The organism is Desulfacinum infernum DSM 9756, assembly GCF_900129305.1.
In the GTDB taxonomy this organism is placed as follows: Bacteria; Desulfobacterota; Syntrophobacteria; order Syntrophobacterales; family DSM-9756; genus Desulfacinum; species Desulfacinum infernum.
In genome coordinates, this window is record NZ_FQVB01000058.1 from 1 (window position 1) to 15,848 (window position 15,848).

Sequence of the window (15,848 nt, forward strand, 5' to 3'; positions counted from 1 at the left end):
CCGACATGACCGTGTTCGGCAGCGCGGACCGATTGGCCTCGTGGGTGGGAATTTGTCCGGGCAACAACGAATCGGCGGGCAAACACAAAAACGGCCGAATTCGCAAGGGCAACACCTACGCCCGGCGCGTGCTTTGCGAGTTCGCCCACGCTGCGGTTCGAACTCCTTCAGCCTTTAAGGCCAAGTTTCAGAGCCTCATGCCCAGAAGAGGTTACAAACGAGCCATCATCGCCATTGCCCACAAGATCCTGCGCACCATTTTCTACATGATCTCGAGAAACGAGCCCTATCGAGACAGCACCGTAGATTACGAAGCCTTGTATGTTAAACGCAACGCCCCGCGTTGGATTAGGATGCTGGTAAAGTTCGGATACATCGCACAACCCCAAAACCGATCTTAGACCAGAGGGGAACTGGAAACGTTGCCGGGGGGTGGATAGCTGGTGCCCCCCCGACCGTATCTTTCATATTAAAGAGGGGTATCAAGAGGGCTTGCAGAGGTGAGTCCCCCGCACGGGCTCCCTCGCTCGGTGCCGGCCATTGGGGTGCGGCCCAGGCAGACACCGGCCATTTATGCAATTGCGCGCGTAAAGATTTGAAAATCGGACTTGGTATACTTCCCCCGGTAGTTGGAACTGGACGCCAAAGGCTCTTACCCTTTATTCCTTTATGCCAAGACCATTTTCGCTTTTCAACCTTTTTCCGGCGCTTCCCCCATGTTACCGATCCGAGTTGTGTGCATCGCTTCTTAAAGTGGCATAAGCATCGGGTCTCTTACTTCGGGCGCCCAATAGCCTGAGCTGCGCCGAGAATGGGTCGGACCGAAGGTCCTCGCAGAGGGCTCTCCCGAAGGTTCGGATGGATCGACTCATGCCTTGAGATCCAAGCCCACATCACGTAAACCTCCGCCGGTGTTCGCCCCTTCAGGCATGGCGGGGACGTTGGTTGTTATAAAACTCGAAGTATCTTCGAGGTCCTTGCATAAGCACCTCTAAGCAGATCCCACGGGGGAGCCCGCCTGCAGTCCCTTTACGAACAAGTCGGCGATGACTTCGGCAACCCGCTCCATGTGCCGCCGCACATCTTCCGGCCTTCGCCCTGGATAGTTATGAAAAGTGATCAGAACACCGTTCAGCGCCGCAAAGAAGGCATGAGCCACAAGGCGCGATTCGGCGCTCCGCGCGTCTTGGCGGAAGACCGCCTGGAAATGGTCGAGAACGCGCCGCTCCATCTCGTTCAGCCGCTCGAGGAGTTCTTCGCGGATCTCGCCGTGCAGCATGAAATGAGTCATCATGCGGAAATAGTGATCGTTCTCCCACAGGAAAGCGATCACTTCAGCAGCCACATCGTTCGGCGTTCCGTGGTTGTCCACGATTTTCTTGATTCGATGAACGAGCCGGCGAGCCCCCGTGAGAAAGCTTTCAATGAATAGCGCCTGCTGGTCGGGGAAATACCGGTAGATGGCCGCCGGAGAGATTCCCGCTTCCTTGGCGATCTGGCGCATGCTCACTTTATCGAAAGGACAGGTTCCGAAAACACGCTCGGCAGCATCCAAAATGATCTGCCGCCGAGCCTCTTTTTCCTGCTTCCTTAATCGCTGGAAAGTCCCCTTCTCGCTCATGGATAGCATCCGCCCACTATGATAACCGTGTTCTTTACCGGACAATCCATTTTTCTCGATATAAGGAGGAGGCTTGCGGTACTCCTCCGACCTTCATAAAGTGACACATCTATCCAGCCATGTGAACTTCTTCCAACGCCCTTTCCTGGTAGTGCTGCGTCAGGCGATGGCAAAAACGGTCCCAGCGGCGGGCACGCTCCATCGTCTCGGCGTTCACCGGGTGGGTGATGGGCCCGGAAAGGAGTTCCTCCGCCTCCCGGGAGAGCTCCTTTACCGGCCCTTCAGGGATCCCTTCCAGGATCCTGCCCACGAATTCCGCAGGCGGGTACCAGTCTCGCACCCGACTCAGGTCCCGGTGGATCTGCGTGAGGAGCACATTCCGGGGGCCTTCCCAAAGTTCGTTCACCGCCGCGTCCCGATAGAGCCGGGGAAGGGCGGAAAAGTCCTCCATCACGCCGTGTCCGCCGAAGATGGACATGGCTCCGCGGATCACGTCCGGCGCGTCCCAGGCGGCGGTGATTTTCTGCAGCATGATGAGTTCGCGCACATCGAAGCGGAGCTTTCGCACTTCATCGGGTTCGTCCGCGGCAAGCCCGCCCTTGAGGCCGTCGGGCAGACCCAGAAAGCTTCGGTAAAGACGAAACGCGCCGGCCAGGGTGCGTTGCGCGGTCCGCTCCATCCCGGTGAGTTGCGACACCACAAGCGGGAACCGACCGATGCGCTGCCCGAACGCTTCACGAAACTCCGCATAAGCCTTGGCTTCCCGGACCGCACGGGTCATGAACGCCGCACTGGAAAGACCCACGGTGAGCCGGGAAAGGGTGAGCACGATCCCCACCACGTTGGCGAGCCCCCTTTCCAGGGGTCCCACGGGATAGGCTTTGGCGCCGTTGAAGGTGATCTCCGCCGTGGGAAGTTCGCTGGTGCCCATCTTCCATTTGAGTCGATCGATGGTAAAGCCGTTTCGGGTCCTCTTTTCTTCATCGGCTGGAAGCCAGGAGGGCACCACGAAAAGGGCCACGGCGTCCGATCCCCGGGGCTTGGCCGTCACCACGGCATAGTCCGCATGGGTGGCCGAACAGAAGAACTTGGGGCCGTAAAGCCTCCAGGTGCCTCCTTCTTCCACCGCCTCCACCCGGTTGGCCGGAACGTCCGATCCGCCCTGGATCTCGGAAAGGTACTGGGCTCCGATGGCGAAGTGCCCGTCCAGGCCTTCTTTGCAGTGGGTCCGGATGCGCATGAGTTCGGGCGTGTCGGCGAACTTGTCCAGCAGGGCCACCAGGCCTTCCGTGCAGGTGACCGGGCAGGCGATGCAGGCCTCTCCCAGTTGATAGATCAAAAACATCTTGACGAGCTTCACCCATGGATGAGTCCTTTCGGAAAAGAGCGCCTCGGAAAAGACCTCCCTTTCCAGCAGCTCCGTTTCCAGGGGGCGCACGATCCGGTCCACGCGCCTTCCATAGGCGTCGAAATGCTCTACGGCGGGGCGTTTTTCCGGGACGGCCGCCGCCTCCGCAAGCCTTTTCCACCGGAACGAAACCTTCCGGGAAAGTTCCCGAGCTTCCCGGTCCACCTCTTCCCAGCGGTCCCCACAGTAGTGACGAACGACGGCCTGCACGATGGGATCATCCGCATAGAAATCCATGGAATCCCGGCGATCCAGATAGTCGTCGAACCTATACGGGTTCGGCTTCAATGTCTCAGTCATGGAAAGCCTCTCCTTTTCCTTCTTGGCGCAGAGCCTGCTTCAGGATCTTTCCTGTGGCGTTTTTCGGAAGAGACTCCGTAAACACCACATCCTTGACGCATTTGAACCCGGCCAGATGTTTTCTGCAAAAATCAACCACTTCTTCCTTGGTGAGCGACTGTCCGGGCCGTGTCACCACGTGAGCCACGGGAACTTCGCCCCAGGTGGCATCGGGCCTCCCCACCACCGCCACCTCCTGGACCTGGGGCATGCGGGACAGCACGGCTTCCACCTCCGCCGGGTAGATGTTTTCTCCACCGGAGATGATCATGTCCTTCAAGCGGTCCACGACCGTGACGAATCCCTCTTCGTCCACCGTACCCAGATCGCCGGATCGGTAGGCCCCATTGAGCAGCGCGTCCCGGGTGGCCTCGGGATTTTGCCAGTAACCGGAAAATACCTGCGGGCCGTAAAGGCATAATTCCCCGACCTCGCCCGGGGGAACCTCACGGCCCGACCCCGGCTCGATGGCCTTGACCGCGCCGTGGAATATGGGTTTTCCGGCTGTGGAAGCCCTCTCCAAGCCCATGTCTTCCGTCCAGAAGGTGATGGCCCCGGTGTATTCCGTGGCCCCGTACACCTGCACGACCCGAAGGCCCAGGTCCCGGTACTTTTCGATGAGGCTCCGAAGGACCGGTGATCCCCCGCAGATGAAGTGGCGGAACGTCGATAGATCCAACTTTTCGATGCCCGGCAACATGAGCATGGCCTGGAGCATCAGGGGGACGGTCATGAGAAACTGGATCTTTTCCAGCACCAGCGTCTCCCAGACCTTCCCGGGGTGAAACTCAGCCATGTAGTAGGTGGTGCACCCCACGTGCACGTTGGCGAAGATCGGGGCCAAGCCCCCGATATGAAACAGGGGAGCCACCAGAAGGTACCGGTCCTTGTGGGCCCAACGCAGCGTGTGGGTCAGTCCGATGGACGCCCAGAAGACGTTATCGTGGGAGATTACAGCCCCCTTGGGTTTTCCCGTGGTCCCCGACGTGTACATGATGATGGCCGGGTCGGCGCCGCCGCCCAGATGAGCGGGCTCCGCCGTGGACGACTTTTCCAGAACTTGGCTGAAGTCCTCGTCCGGCGAAGCACCGTTGGCGGAAACAAAGAACTCCAAGTTCCCGGACGTACGGATCCCTGAGACCGTTTCCCCGAAACAGGATTCGTAGAGCAGGAGACGCGCGCCGCAGTCGCCCAAAATGTAATCGAGCTCCGGTGCCGTGAGCCGCCAGTTCAGGAGAACCGTAACCACGCCGATCTTGGCCGCTCCGAAAAGGGCCGTCGTCACGGCTTCGCGGTTGCGGGAGAGGACGGCGATGCGATCCCCGGCGCAAAGGCCCATGGCTGAAAGATAGTGGGCGAAGCGGTTGGCGCGTTGATTCACTTCCCGGAAGGTGTAGCGACAATCGTCGTCCACGCACGCGACCAAGTCTGGTGACAAAAAGGCTCGATTGGCCAGCAAGCCCCCTATGTTGATCCTCATGATTCGGCCTCCCAATTTTGTGGAATCCATGTGGCATACGCATGATAAACGCCAGTCTATGTGATAAACATCGTTTACTTTCATAACCTATGTTTTTAGCAGCCGCAAGGGGGAAACGGAGCCTTACGAAAAACAAGCCCCGGAGGGCGCGTCCTGCTTACAGTGCATGCGAAGGAGGATGACTTCTTCTTGTCGGACGCACGGCAGATGCGACTTTTGCAAATGCCTCTTTTCGATGATGGCGGGACCGATCACGATTCGTTTGCACGTCATTCTCAGATGCCCCTCCCCAGCGCTATCTGCCCGATTGGCCTCTGCATCGCTTGCGCAACATCATGCCTGCATTGCTTGAAAGGCCTGCCCCCCTTTGCCCCAAACAGGAGCGACATGTGCAAACCACTGACATTACAAGACTTATTCTTGTCGCCGGGCGACAAGCAAAATTTTTTTCGGATTTGTTCAGGCAGTTAGCGGGGAATCTCCGTTAGGGCGCCGAAGAGCCCTCTGGAGGGTCTCGTTCGGTGTGGCGCCGGCTCAAGTCCAGCATGGGCAGGAGAGTCGGGTGGGCCTTTTCAACTCCCTAAAATGCAACATGAAAAGGAGGTATTTGTGATGATCAGAGGTCGTCGGTCCCGAAGCGGCAATCCCCGCGTTTTCCCACGGATAAGCTCTGTCAGGGCTTGCGTTTACCTGGAGAGAACCTTCGCCGCAGACCCGCGCTTCGATCGGGAAACATTGGAAGTGCTGTTACATGTCGCAGGCGAGCACGTTGTCCATTTGACCCGCGACCTCCTTGGTGCTCATTCCCCCGCGACGCTGAAACACATCGAGCGGAAAATGATTCAAGAGTCGTTGGACCACAAAGACATGGCCAACATCCTGTTTCTCACGTCGGCCCAAACCGATGGAGAACGTCGTAAGAAGATGAAATCGGTGGTTCTGGATTTTTTGGCCCGTCGCCGTCGCGCCGGACGACATCTTGCCGATCCCTTAAAGGAGCGGCTGGGCAAAATGGCCGACCTGCTCCGATTGAATACGACGGAGATGGAATTGTGCTCATTTGTGTACACATTGACTGAAAACAAATGCCTGCACGACTACTATTTCGAATACCTTCAATGCCACAGAATGAGTGGGCGCAATCTTTTAGCAGCCACATTGGGCACAAACGAAGAGGAACTGGAAAAGGCCTTCCAAGGTCCTTTGACTCAATTGGGATATTTAATCATCGATCAGGACGAAATGTATCTGACCTACGAATTTAGAAAGTTTCTGGAAAATCCAGGAGTTCAGTTGATGGAGGCTCACTTCGGGGCCGTAGAGCCGGAGCCTGTCCCACTGAACGCACATCCCATCGATCAGGACGCCCTGGATTACATGCGGGCGTTATTGAAGAAGAAACCGAATCATCCTGTGCACATTCTTCTCTACGGCCCACCGGGTTCGGGGAAGTCAAGTTTTGCGAGGGCCCTGGCCAATCTTCAGGATGATCCGGCCTACGCGGTCATTGCCGACAAGGAGTCGTCCCAGTCGAATCGGCGGATTTCCATTGAAACCTGCATCACGGCCACCAATACGGGTAACGGTGCGATCATCATTGTGGACGAGGCGGACAACTTGCTCAATACGGACCTCCCCTGGTTTTTCGGCAAACACGGCACGGACAAAGGATGGCTCAATGAACTCATGGACCGCCCGGGATTGCGCATGATCTGGATCACTAACTCGATCGAAGATATCGACGAGTCGGTCCGGAGGCGATTCACGTTCAGCATGGCGTTCAAAACCCTGGGTGGCGATCGCAAGAAGCGGCTATGGTTGTCCATTATGGAGGCCAACGGGGTGGCCCACCTGGTGGACGACGCGACCTTGAAGGAACTGACCCGGCGCTACCATGTTTCCGCCGGGGCAATCGATACGGCCGTCAAGGGCGCCAAAATGGCGGGATGGACATCTCAGGAAAAATTCTGCAAGGCCCTCACCATGGCTCTATCGGCCCATGAAAGGCTCCTTCATGACGGCAGTGAACCGATTCCGGTAGGCCTTGTTCGAAGCGACTACACCTTGGAGGGCCTTTCCATCAAAGGAGATTTCGAGGCCATGCTGGCGCACATTGACGCTTTGAGAAATTTCTGCCAAGAAGAACCCAATGGGCGTGTCGGTCTTGCCGCCCTTTTTCACGGCCCTCCGGGAGTTGGCAAGACCGAATTGGGCCGCTACCTGGCGGATCGGATCGGCCGGCAGATCATGATCTGCGGCGCTGCCGACATTCTAAGCAAGTACGTTGGCCAAACGGAAAGGAACATCAGAAGCGTCTTCGCTTCAGCGGAAGCTGCCGAGGCCGTACTTATGATCGATGAGGTGGAATCGGTCCTCTACAGTCGAAACCGCGCCGAGAGATCGTGGGAGCTCAGCAGGACCAACGAGCTTCTGACGAGCATGGAGCGGTTCCGCGGCGTCTTCATAGCCACCACCAACCGCCTTGAGGATGTGGATCCGGCCGCTTTGCGTCGGTTTCACCATAAGATTGGCCTGGATTACCTGACGGATGCGGGCAAACGGCTCTTTTACGACAAGTATCTCACACCGCTCGTCGGAGCCCCCTTGAGCGAGGTGGAGGCAAAGCTGCTCTATCGTATCCGGAATCTCACTCCCGGCGACTTCAAGGTTGTTTCCGAAACCCGACGTTTTCGGGGCGAGGTGATTACCCACCAAGAGCTCATCAAGGCGCTGCTTCGCGAATCCACCTTGAAGGAAAGCCACGGCGGAAGGGCCGCCATCGGCTTTTGATGGGCGGCTTGAAGCCTTGCGCGAAAAGCCGGGGACAGAACATCATGCGGGTTCGATCGCTTCAGATCGAATTGCCACCTTTTTGACCTGAACGCGCTGAGAAACGGCCTTCGGAGCAGTCCAACTGCTGCTCCGAAGGCGGCGGTCCAACAATCGTACTTTCGCTGGAGGATGGTATGTCCTTAAAACGGCGCAACCCCATCGACCAGTTGGTCGACGAGACTTATGCACACTGCGTCAGGGAACGACCGGCACGCGATGCAGAAACCGTCTATCGGTGGCAAAAAGATGAAATCAGCCATCTGCGCGAACGATTCGAGGTGCTGCCGCTAATGCCCGAATTACGGCAACTGGCATTGGAGGCTGTGGATCATTGGAGAGAAAGGGAATCCAGGCTTCTCGACACACTAAAGACGACAAAGGAGGAGTTCCTTTCCAATTTTCGGGCTACCCGAGAAGATGTTCTGAAAGGCGGCTCGCAATCGCTGCTTGCGGCTTATGCGTTATATCCCAAAACACGGGGAGTGTGCCGGAATATGGATTGGGTCAATCTGTTCTCGTGGATTTTGCCGCAGGCAGATCTGGATCGCGCAGCTATTTACGGAGAAGTGGGCAGGATCGTGACGGCCTGCCTCTATATCGAGATCTTGAGCAAATTACAGCCGTTTCAAGCTGAAGAAGAAAGTATCACGAAAGATCGGGATCTCATGAGAATCGAGGCGCGTTGGCAGCTCGTCGAGAGACTAACGAGGTTGAATCGTCAGGGGGGCAAGCAGACTCTTCTTCTAAGTTCTAGTAAGTCTTGGAAAAATTCAACCCACAAAAAATAAGGAAAAGGCAATGTTACACGGATTTGTAAAAGGAAAAGTCAGTTTCGACATGTGCGAAGACTCCCTAACAGCTGCTGTCATAAGCAGGATGGCCTATTTGCCAAGCGAAATGATCTGGCGTTTAATCAGGGGAAATGAGGATTTTTTGCCCACATTTTCTGGAGTTTTAGAAAACATAGAATTTTGGCCCATTTGGTTTTCTCTTGATCAGCGCAGCTATTGCGAACCTGACGTAATATTAGAGTTTGAAAATATCGATGTAATCGTAGAGGCCAAAAGAGAAGATACTTTTTTGCAGAATTATGAACAGCTAGCTAATGAGTTGAAATATTATTTTGCACAAAGGGAAGGTTCGAAGAAACCGGTGCTCTTGTGGGCATTAGGCGGCATGGGAAGACAAGTTGAAAAGATATCAGAATATTCCCGGCTTTCTTCTCCAGACAACAGTGTCTATTTTGCTGCTACATCATGGCTTCAGCTTTTCAATAGAATAAAAAAATTGGAACGATTTCTCAGGCATAAAATTCAAACAAACGATGACATATCTTCACACCCTTATTGTTTTGAGATTGGATATTTTCTAAGAATTATAAATGATATAATGATAGCCCTAAAGAAACATGGAATACAAGAGTGGTTTTTCTTAAGCGAAACACATAGAGCCTTTTGTCATCTTAGTGTTAATGCATCTGCCCTTACTTATTATTGTGCCAATCGAGATGCTCATTTTACTGGCACCAGTTAAAGGCGGATTTTCTTAAGCGAACTGACGACTGATATTAGTATCGAGTTCGGCGCTCATCTACTTAATTTAAATAATGAGGGGTGAAATATGGCCAATGAACTAAAACAAACATTGTGTGAGGTAAGAAAGGCATATCGACTAATTTATCTTTATCAAAGGAGTGTTTTGTCGACTATAGAGAGATTTGCTAGTGAGTTTGTAGATTCAGTTTTCTACTGCTGGAATCCTACACACTATAGTTCTCCACCTATGCGCTCTACAAACATACATCAAAGGCGGTGCTGGGATTTGATACCTTTCTATTTGACGGCTGTTTTTTATCGATATAGTAAAGGCGACATCGAGAAACATCCAGCAGGTGACTGGCTGTTGGAGCTTAATGTGGTCACAGATAGTGCCGCACTGGAAAAATTCGAAGCACGGAACCCCCAACCAGATCCATGTGATTTTGGTCCTCCTGAAGATTCAAAGACAAAGATTATTGTAGCGATGTGGTTTTGTGAGAAAGAAGCCACCTTTAACTGGTACAATCAAAGTGAAAAGTTGAAATATCCAGATGACGAGATTATGAGATATGAAATACCGGCTGGATTGATATGTGTGAAAAAAGAATACCAGCTAGAAGAACTAGGCAGTGAACCACAAATTGTTGCTGCAGCATCTGATTTTAAGACTTTTCTGAATACGCATATCCCCCACAGAAAATGGTAACATGATTGCTAAGGGGTACAACATCGATTTGAACCATTATGAGTAAGTATAGTGACGCCCGGCACCCGCGGGCCATCCTGGAGAACCTCGGACTTGTACAGGAAGGCAAACTCACCATTGCGGGGGCGCTACTTTTTGCCCGGCGCCCCCAGCGGCTCTTTCTTTGGGCTCAGGTGCGCGTCGGGCTTTTCCGGGGACAGCGACACCTGTTCACCGGACTGGACTTGGTCTTTTTCGACACCACCTCCATCTACTTCGAAGGTCAAGGGGGTTCGTCTTTGGGTCAAAGAGGTTTCAGTGAGGACCACGGGCCGGATCTCCACCAGATGGTCGTCGGGGCCGTGTTGGATGGGAAGGGCCGTCCGATCTGCTGCGAGATGTGGCCGGGAAACACCACGGATGTGAAAACACTGCTTCCGGTGGCCGAAAGGATCCGGCGCCGGTTCCAAGTGGCCCGTTTTTGCCTGGTGGCGGATCGAGGCATGATCAGTCGCCGAACCCTCCAAAAACTCGAGGACAAGAACACGGGTTTGGCTCAACTTTAACAGTACTTCAAAAATATGTGTGGAATATCGGAATGTTATGGGCACACTAATCCTCCTTGGCACTACAAGTCTATCCGAAAAGGTGCTTCGGTCTCACGGCCCTTCCAGTTGGCGGATGGTGGGAGGAACGGCAACTCCGACAGCCTGAAAAACCTTGCCGCATGTGCCACGGCATTCCGTGCGGACGGCAAAGCACTTGCCGCTCTCTTCAATGGTGATCTGTTGCAGCGCCCTGAGATCCTGCTTGATGTCCGCCCATTCGAAACTATGACCGGCCGCCTCCAGCCGCCGGTAGAGCTCTTTTTTGAGCACCAGGGCGAGGAAACTGCAAAACACGTGTCCCCGGATCGTTTCGTCCAACCGATGAAAGATGGGACGGGTACCAAGGAGCGACTTAGTGTCCCGAAAAACCTGCTCAACTTGCCAGAGCTCTTTGTACTTGAGGGCCACCTGTTCGGCCGGCAATGTCGTGTTGGTCGTCAGTACCCACTTGCCGTCAAAGCGCTCTTCTCGGCGGGCTTTTTCGTAATCGATGGTGAAGGCGCCGCGGTCCGATTTGACGTATCGTCGGTAGCCCCGGTTGCCCACAAGGGCCTTGGCGCCGTTTTGCAGCTGTTCTTCAAGGGAGCGCAAGATTTCCTCCCGCTCAGCCTTGTCTTTTCGAGCCTGCTTGGGGTTCAAGCACACAATATAGCGCCTTCCGTTCACCCGGACTTCCTTGACCTTGAGAGGAGAGGCCTCTTTCGAAGAGCTTCGTTCCACTCGGACTTCCCGATAACGGCCCGCACGGGACAAGACCTCCTCTCGGACTTCCTTGAAGCTGCGCATGCGCACACCGAGGATGTAGTTCAAACCCGTGTTCTTGTCCTCGAGTTTTTGGAGAGTTCGGCGACTGATCATGCCCCGATCCGCCACCAGGCAGAAACGGGCCACTTGGAACCGGCGCCGGATCCTTTCGGCCACCGGAAGCAGTGTTTTCACATCCGTGGTGTTTCCCGGCCACATCTCGCAGCAGATCGGACGGCCCTTCCCATCCAACACGGCCCCGACGACCATCTGGTGGAGATCCGGCCTGTGGTCCTTACTGAAACCTCTTTGACCCAAAAACGATCCCCCTTGACCTTCGAAGTAGATGGAGGTGGTGTCGAAAAACACCAAGTCCAGTCCGGTGAACAGGTGTCGCTGTCCCCGGAAGAAACTTTCCTCGATCAGATCCTTCGTGCACCGAGGACTGAAAGGGGTGGCGTCCTTCTGATCCTCGGTTTCTTCGCCGAGGAAGGCCATGGCTCTGTAGAGATGATGGAGCTGAAGATCTTCCGTCCCCGGAATCACATGGTCCCGCAGCCACTTGCTGCACGACCTGTCGGATCCACTCATCATGAGCCGATGAAGGACCGTGGTGAAAATGGCCCGTTCCACATCGAAGCCGAACAGGCGATGCCGAAGCAAGTCTTGGAGGACTTGCCGAAATCCAAGCTGATCCCACAAGCGTCCGAAGATCAGAGCTGGGCCGATGGTCCTTCCCTCGGCTCGAAGTTGGGTTTGGGCCGAAAGAACGAGCACCGCCTGTTCCGAGAAGCGGACAAGGGATCGGGCCAGCTTTTCAAGTTCTCCAGAGGCATTGAGCTTATCCAATCGCCCGACGGTGGCGATGACGCGCTGACGAACCTTGGGACCCTCTCGCCTGCTCTCGACGATCTGAACGTATTGATAGGGTCCTGATTTCTTAATGCGAGCGAACATGGGCGCCTCCACTACAAGATGGTGCCCCCATGCTACAGAACCTGTAATCGACTATCAAGAATTGAATGGGTCTCTTTTGGCACTACATTTTTGGCCGCTAGAAACCAGACCCCTAGATTTCATGCGGGTTTGCGGGCGCAAAAAGCCGATTTTGGCCAAATCACTGTAAAAGAAAAGTATTAGGTTTTTTGCCCTTGGAAACTCTTTCCGACCAGGGAAACGGCACGAAGACCACCGGGTATTCCAGGCCCTTGCTCCGGTGGATGGTCACCACCTGCACCAGGTTTTCTTCGCTTTCCAGCCGGAGCTGTTCTTCTTCCCCCTCACCATCCGAGGCCCTTTTATCCTGGAGCCACCGCAGCAGGTTTCCCGTTCCCGGGTGGGTCTGGGAGGCGGCGTGCAAAAGTTCCAAAAGATGCAGGATGTTGGTGAGGCGCCGTTCCCCTTCCGGAAGGGACCGCACCCGGCCGGTCACGCCTTCCCCCTTGAGCAGTTCCAGGAAGCCCGAAAAGAATCCGTATCGCTGCCACAGGTCGTGGTAGCGGAGAAACCGCTGCTGGAGGCTTTCCAGGAGCGCCTCGTCGGCATCAAGCCTTCGGATCGAGGGGGCGTCCCAGCCGAGCATTTCCGTGGCCAACGCGGCCCGAAGGAGCCCCTCGTCGCCGGGATCGGCCAAGGTGGCCAGGATCGCGAGCATCTCTTCCGCTTCCCCGGACGAAAAGACGCTTTCCCGCTGCAGACTCACGCTGGCGACTCCCCGCCTGCGGAGGGCCTTTTGGACCATGTCCCCTTCCCGGTGGGATCGCACCAGCACAGCGATGTCCCGGGCCTTCAGGGGCGCATCGCCGATCCGGGCGCGGCCTTCGGCGGCCAGGTTGAGAAGCCGCGCGATCTCCCCCGCGCAGTCGGCCGCCGCGGCGTCGTAGGCGTCTCCTTTCGTGATGGTCCCCTTGTTGAGCTTCAACCCTTCGGACCGGAGAAACCGGATGCGAAAGGCGGCGGGCCGGGTTCCGTCCACCAGGAGGGGGCGGGCGTCGGCCTTCCCGGCGCTTTTCACCGGATGGAACGGGATGTCCTCGTCGTAGACGAAGGGCGCCGGAGACCGACCGAAAAGGAGGTTCACGGCTTCCACCAGGTCGGACGCCGACCGCCAGTTGGTGTCCATGGTGTAGATGCTGCCGGCGCCGGCATCCCGGCGCGCCTGCATGTAGGCGAAGATGTCCGCCCCGCGGAAGCTGTAGATGGCCTGCTTGGGGTCGCCGATGAGGCACAGGGGCTCGGGGTTTTCGGGAAGATCGTAGATGCGCTGAAAGATCCGGTACTGGACGGGGTCGGTGTCCTGGAATTCGTCGATGAGGGCCACGGGAAACTTGGCCCGGATCCGCCGGGCGAGATCCGCCCCGCCGGGCCCGCACAGGGCCTTGTCCAAGACGTTCAGAAGATCGTCGAAGGAAAGGAGCTCCTCCTGTTCCTTTCCCCGGGCCGTTTCTTCTTCCACAAAGCGCGAGGCGTCCCGGAGGATTCGGATCCTCTGCAGGCGGATTGTTTCCCGGAGGCGATCCCGGAACCTGCCGCACAGGTCGAAGAAGGGATGGGACGGCACGGAATGTCCCGCCTTGGTCCCCTTTTCTTCCAGCATGGCGGGAGTGAAGCGCAGGAAGCTATCCGGAAGGTCGAGCGGGGTTTCTTCCTGGCCCGCCAGGGCGTCCATGTAGTTCAGGGCGTTTTGGATGACGGAAGAGTTGTAGGAGCTTCGGTAGAGGGCGTCGGATTTCCGGAAGAGATCGACGACGTCTTCCCGGTACCGTTCCCAGCCGCGCCGGACTTCCCGGAACATCCGGTCCAGCTCGTCGAATCCGGGAACGTCTTCGGGTTGGAGTTCAGGCAAGATCTTCGGAGCGGGGGTTCCCCGTAGCACCTGGAGCGACTGCAGGAGGCCGTCGGGGCCGCCCCAGGTCCGCAGGAACCACCGCGTTTCCTTTTCCCCGGCCCCGGCCAGGGCGCGCCGCCAGTAGTCCGCGGCCGCCTGGCGCCGGAGCTCCTCTTCGTCGGTGGTCAATTCCGGGTGAAAAGGCGCCCCGCTTTCGAAGGCGAATTCCTGGAGCATCCTTCGGCAGAAGCCGTGGATCGTGAAGATGGCCGCTTCGTCCAGGCGGCCGGCGGCTTCCCGGAGCTTCCAGGCGGCCCGGGCGAGTCTTTCCGGGTCCAGGCGTCCCGCCAGGCCGTCCAGCAGCGGATCCTTCGCCGGGCCGTCCGCCCCGGCCGTTTTGCAAGCGAAATGGTCGGCGGCCTCCCGCAGCCTTTCCCTGAGCCGCCCCCGCAGCTCCTCGGTGGCCGCGTTGGTGAAGGTCACCACCAGGATGCGGCCGATGTCCAGGTCCCTTTCCAGGAGGGTCCGGAGAAAGAGGAAGACGATGCTGTAGGTCTTTCCCGTGCCGGCGCTCGCTTCGATGAGGCGCACGCCGTCCAGAGGCAGGTTCAGGGGATCCAGGGGTTTCATGCCGTGATCTCCGCCGTGCGTACCGTGTCAAACTGAACTTTCATGGCCCACTTTGCGCACCCCGCATGGATGTCATGTCCATTTGCGTCCATTTGCGGTTCTATTTCACCTGGCCTGAGCGATTTCACCGGGTTTCTCTCTCTCCGTGCGATTTGCGGGCGGGGATAAACCCCGCCCCTACGCAGTGTCTCTATGATAGGGGTAGGAAGGACTCGTTGCCGAGTCCCTCCCCCCTCCGAACCGTGCGTGCGGATCTCCCGCACACGGCTCTCCGGTCGGTGGTTTTACCTCATGAGGACTGAAGGAACGCTTATGAGTCTTCCAGAGGCTGAAACACTCATAGACGAGAAACCCAAATGGCTTCAACCCAACATCAGGGTCCTTCAGCATGCGCTCGACTGCGATGACAGATTGCGCCTGTACGGTGCATCTCTCTTGCTTAGCCCACAAGGGCACTGGCGAGAGGGAAAATTCATGCCAACCCAGCCTTGCACATCCACCTTCCTGCGTCCCTTCGCTCCACGGGCATTACCCCGCTTCCTCGCTACTATGAACGCTCTGACTCCTGCCCGACTGGCTCTTCGTGCCCTACGTGGCGGCAATGAACACCAACCTCTCATCGGGCAGGTCTCCCCGATTCACTCGACACACACTTCCATGCATTCCGTCTCCAACAACCTGACGCGCCCTGTCATCGCTTATGTGCTGCCGCCCAGCGTAACAGACTTCCCAGTGACCGCCCTGATGGGTTTGCCCTGTCGGTCCTTGGGTCTGGACTTCGCCTTTCCCTAGTAAGCTCGTCGCGACGCCCGGCCGAATCGAGTTTGTCATCCTACGGACTGCATTTTCCTCTCCAGTTGCACTCCACCTCGCCTCACGGCGACGTAGTTACCTTCGACTACCGCTAGCGGGCATCTCCCGGGAGAGGACTTTCACCTCTCTGTGTGCGCCAGCTCTCGGGCGCACTAGGGGCGGGCTTTACGCCCGCCTTTCGGGGCCGCCCCTGAAAGAGGATCGTCCGTCCGGGTTGCGGAAGCCCTAGGAGGCTGTCCGAAAACGTCGCGGATGATCTCTTTTCTCGTAGCGCAGCCCTTTAGGGCCGCGGATAAACCCCCGAACGTTGGATGGACCATCGC

Annotated in this window: 10 protein-coding genes and 1 pseudogene; 6 read left to right on the top strand and 5 right to left on the bottom strand. The window is 56.7% G+C overall.

The window, feature by feature from the left end; all coding sequences use genetic code 11:
• Positions 1-401 (top strand): transposase (locus BUB04_RS17885; RefSeq protein ID WP_143156557.1); only part of this gene is annotated, 401 nt, incomplete at its 5' end.
• Positions 402-991: 590 nt separating this feature from the next.
• On the opposite strand, the gene BUB04_RS17890 is transcribed toward BUB04_RS17885, so the two are convergent.
• From BUB04_RS17890 to BUB04_RS17900, 3 genes are all read right to left on the bottom strand, one after another.
• Positions 992-1,621 carry a TetR/AcrR family transcriptional regulator gene (locus BUB04_RS17890; RefSeq protein ID WP_073042046.1) on the bottom strand — a complete coding sequence of 210 codons (630 nt, stop codon included), beginning with the start codon at positions 1,619-1,621 and terminating at the stop codon, positions 992-994.
• A gap of 109 nt (positions 1,622-1,730) precedes the next feature.
• Positions 1,731-3,329 (bottom strand): acyl-CoA dehydrogenase family protein, encoded by a 1,599-nt coding sequence (locus tag BUB04_RS17895; protein ID WP_073042048.1) that lies wholly within the window; start codon positions 3,327-3,329, stop codon positions 1,731-1,733.
• The gene (locus tag BUB04_RS17900; RefSeq protein ID WP_073042060.1) at positions 3,322-4,848 is read right to left on the bottom strand and encodes a class I adenylate-forming enzyme family protein; all 1,527 of its coding nucleotides are present in this window, start codon (positions 4,846-4,848) and stop codon (positions 3,322-3,324) included. The genes BUB04_RS17895 and BUB04_RS17900 overlap by 8 nt, the downstream gene beginning before the upstream one ends.
• Before the next feature lie 585 nt (positions 4,849-5,433).
• Between BUB04_RS17900 and BUB04_RS17905 the strand changes: the two genes are divergently transcribed.
• The 5 genes and pseudogenes from BUB04_RS17905 to BUB04_RS17915 all read left to right on the top strand — a co-directional run.
• Positions 5,434-7,638 (top strand): AAA family ATPase, encoded by a 2,205-nt coding sequence (locus BUB04_RS17905; protein WP_084076635.1) that lies wholly within the window; start codon positions 5,434-5,436, stop codon positions 7,636-7,638.
• 176 nt (positions 7,639-7,814) lie between these two features.
• Positions 7,815-8,468: a hypothetical protein gene (locus BUB04_RS17910; RefSeq protein ID WP_073042052.1), complete on the top strand. Its 654-nt coding sequence runs from the start codon at positions 7,815-7,817 to the stop codon at positions 8,466-8,468.
• A 10-nt stretch (positions 8,469-8,478) separates the two neighbouring features.
• Positions 8,479-9,213, top strand: a complete 735-nt coding sequence (locus BUB04_RS19135) for a hypothetical protein (protein ID WP_143156559.1) — start codon at positions 8,479-8,481, stop codon at positions 9,211-9,213.
• An 87-nt stretch (positions 9,214-9,300) separates the two neighbouring features.
• The gene (locus BUB04_RS19140; RefSeq protein WP_492215225.1) at positions 9,301-9,924 is read left to right on the top strand and encodes a PM0109 family protein; all 624 of its coding nucleotides are present in this window, start codon (positions 9,301-9,303) and stop codon (positions 9,922-9,924) included.
• Positions 9,925-10,097: 173 nt separating this feature from the next.
• A pseudogene (locus BUB04_RS17915) lies at positions 10,098-10,445 on the top strand (IS1634 family transposase); the annotation flags it as partial.
• 117 nt (positions 10,446-10,562) lie between these two features.
• On the opposite strand, the gene BUB04_RS17920 reads toward BUB04_RS17915, so the two are convergent.
• Both BUB04_RS17920 and BUB04_RS17925 read right to left on the bottom strand, forming a co-directional pair.
• Complete coding sequence (locus BUB04_RS17920; RefSeq protein ID WP_073042054.1) at positions 10,563-12,212, bottom strand: IS1634 family transposase; 1,650 nt, start codon at positions 12,210-12,212, stop codon at positions 10,563-10,565.
• 160 nt (positions 12,213-12,372) lie between these two features.
• Complete coding sequence (locus tag BUB04_RS17925) at positions 12,373-14,712, bottom strand: UvrD-helicase domain-containing protein (RefSeq protein ID WP_073042056.1); 2,340 nt, start codon at positions 14,710-14,712, stop codon at positions 12,373-12,375.
• Positions 14,713-15,848: the final 1,136 nt, after the last annotated feature.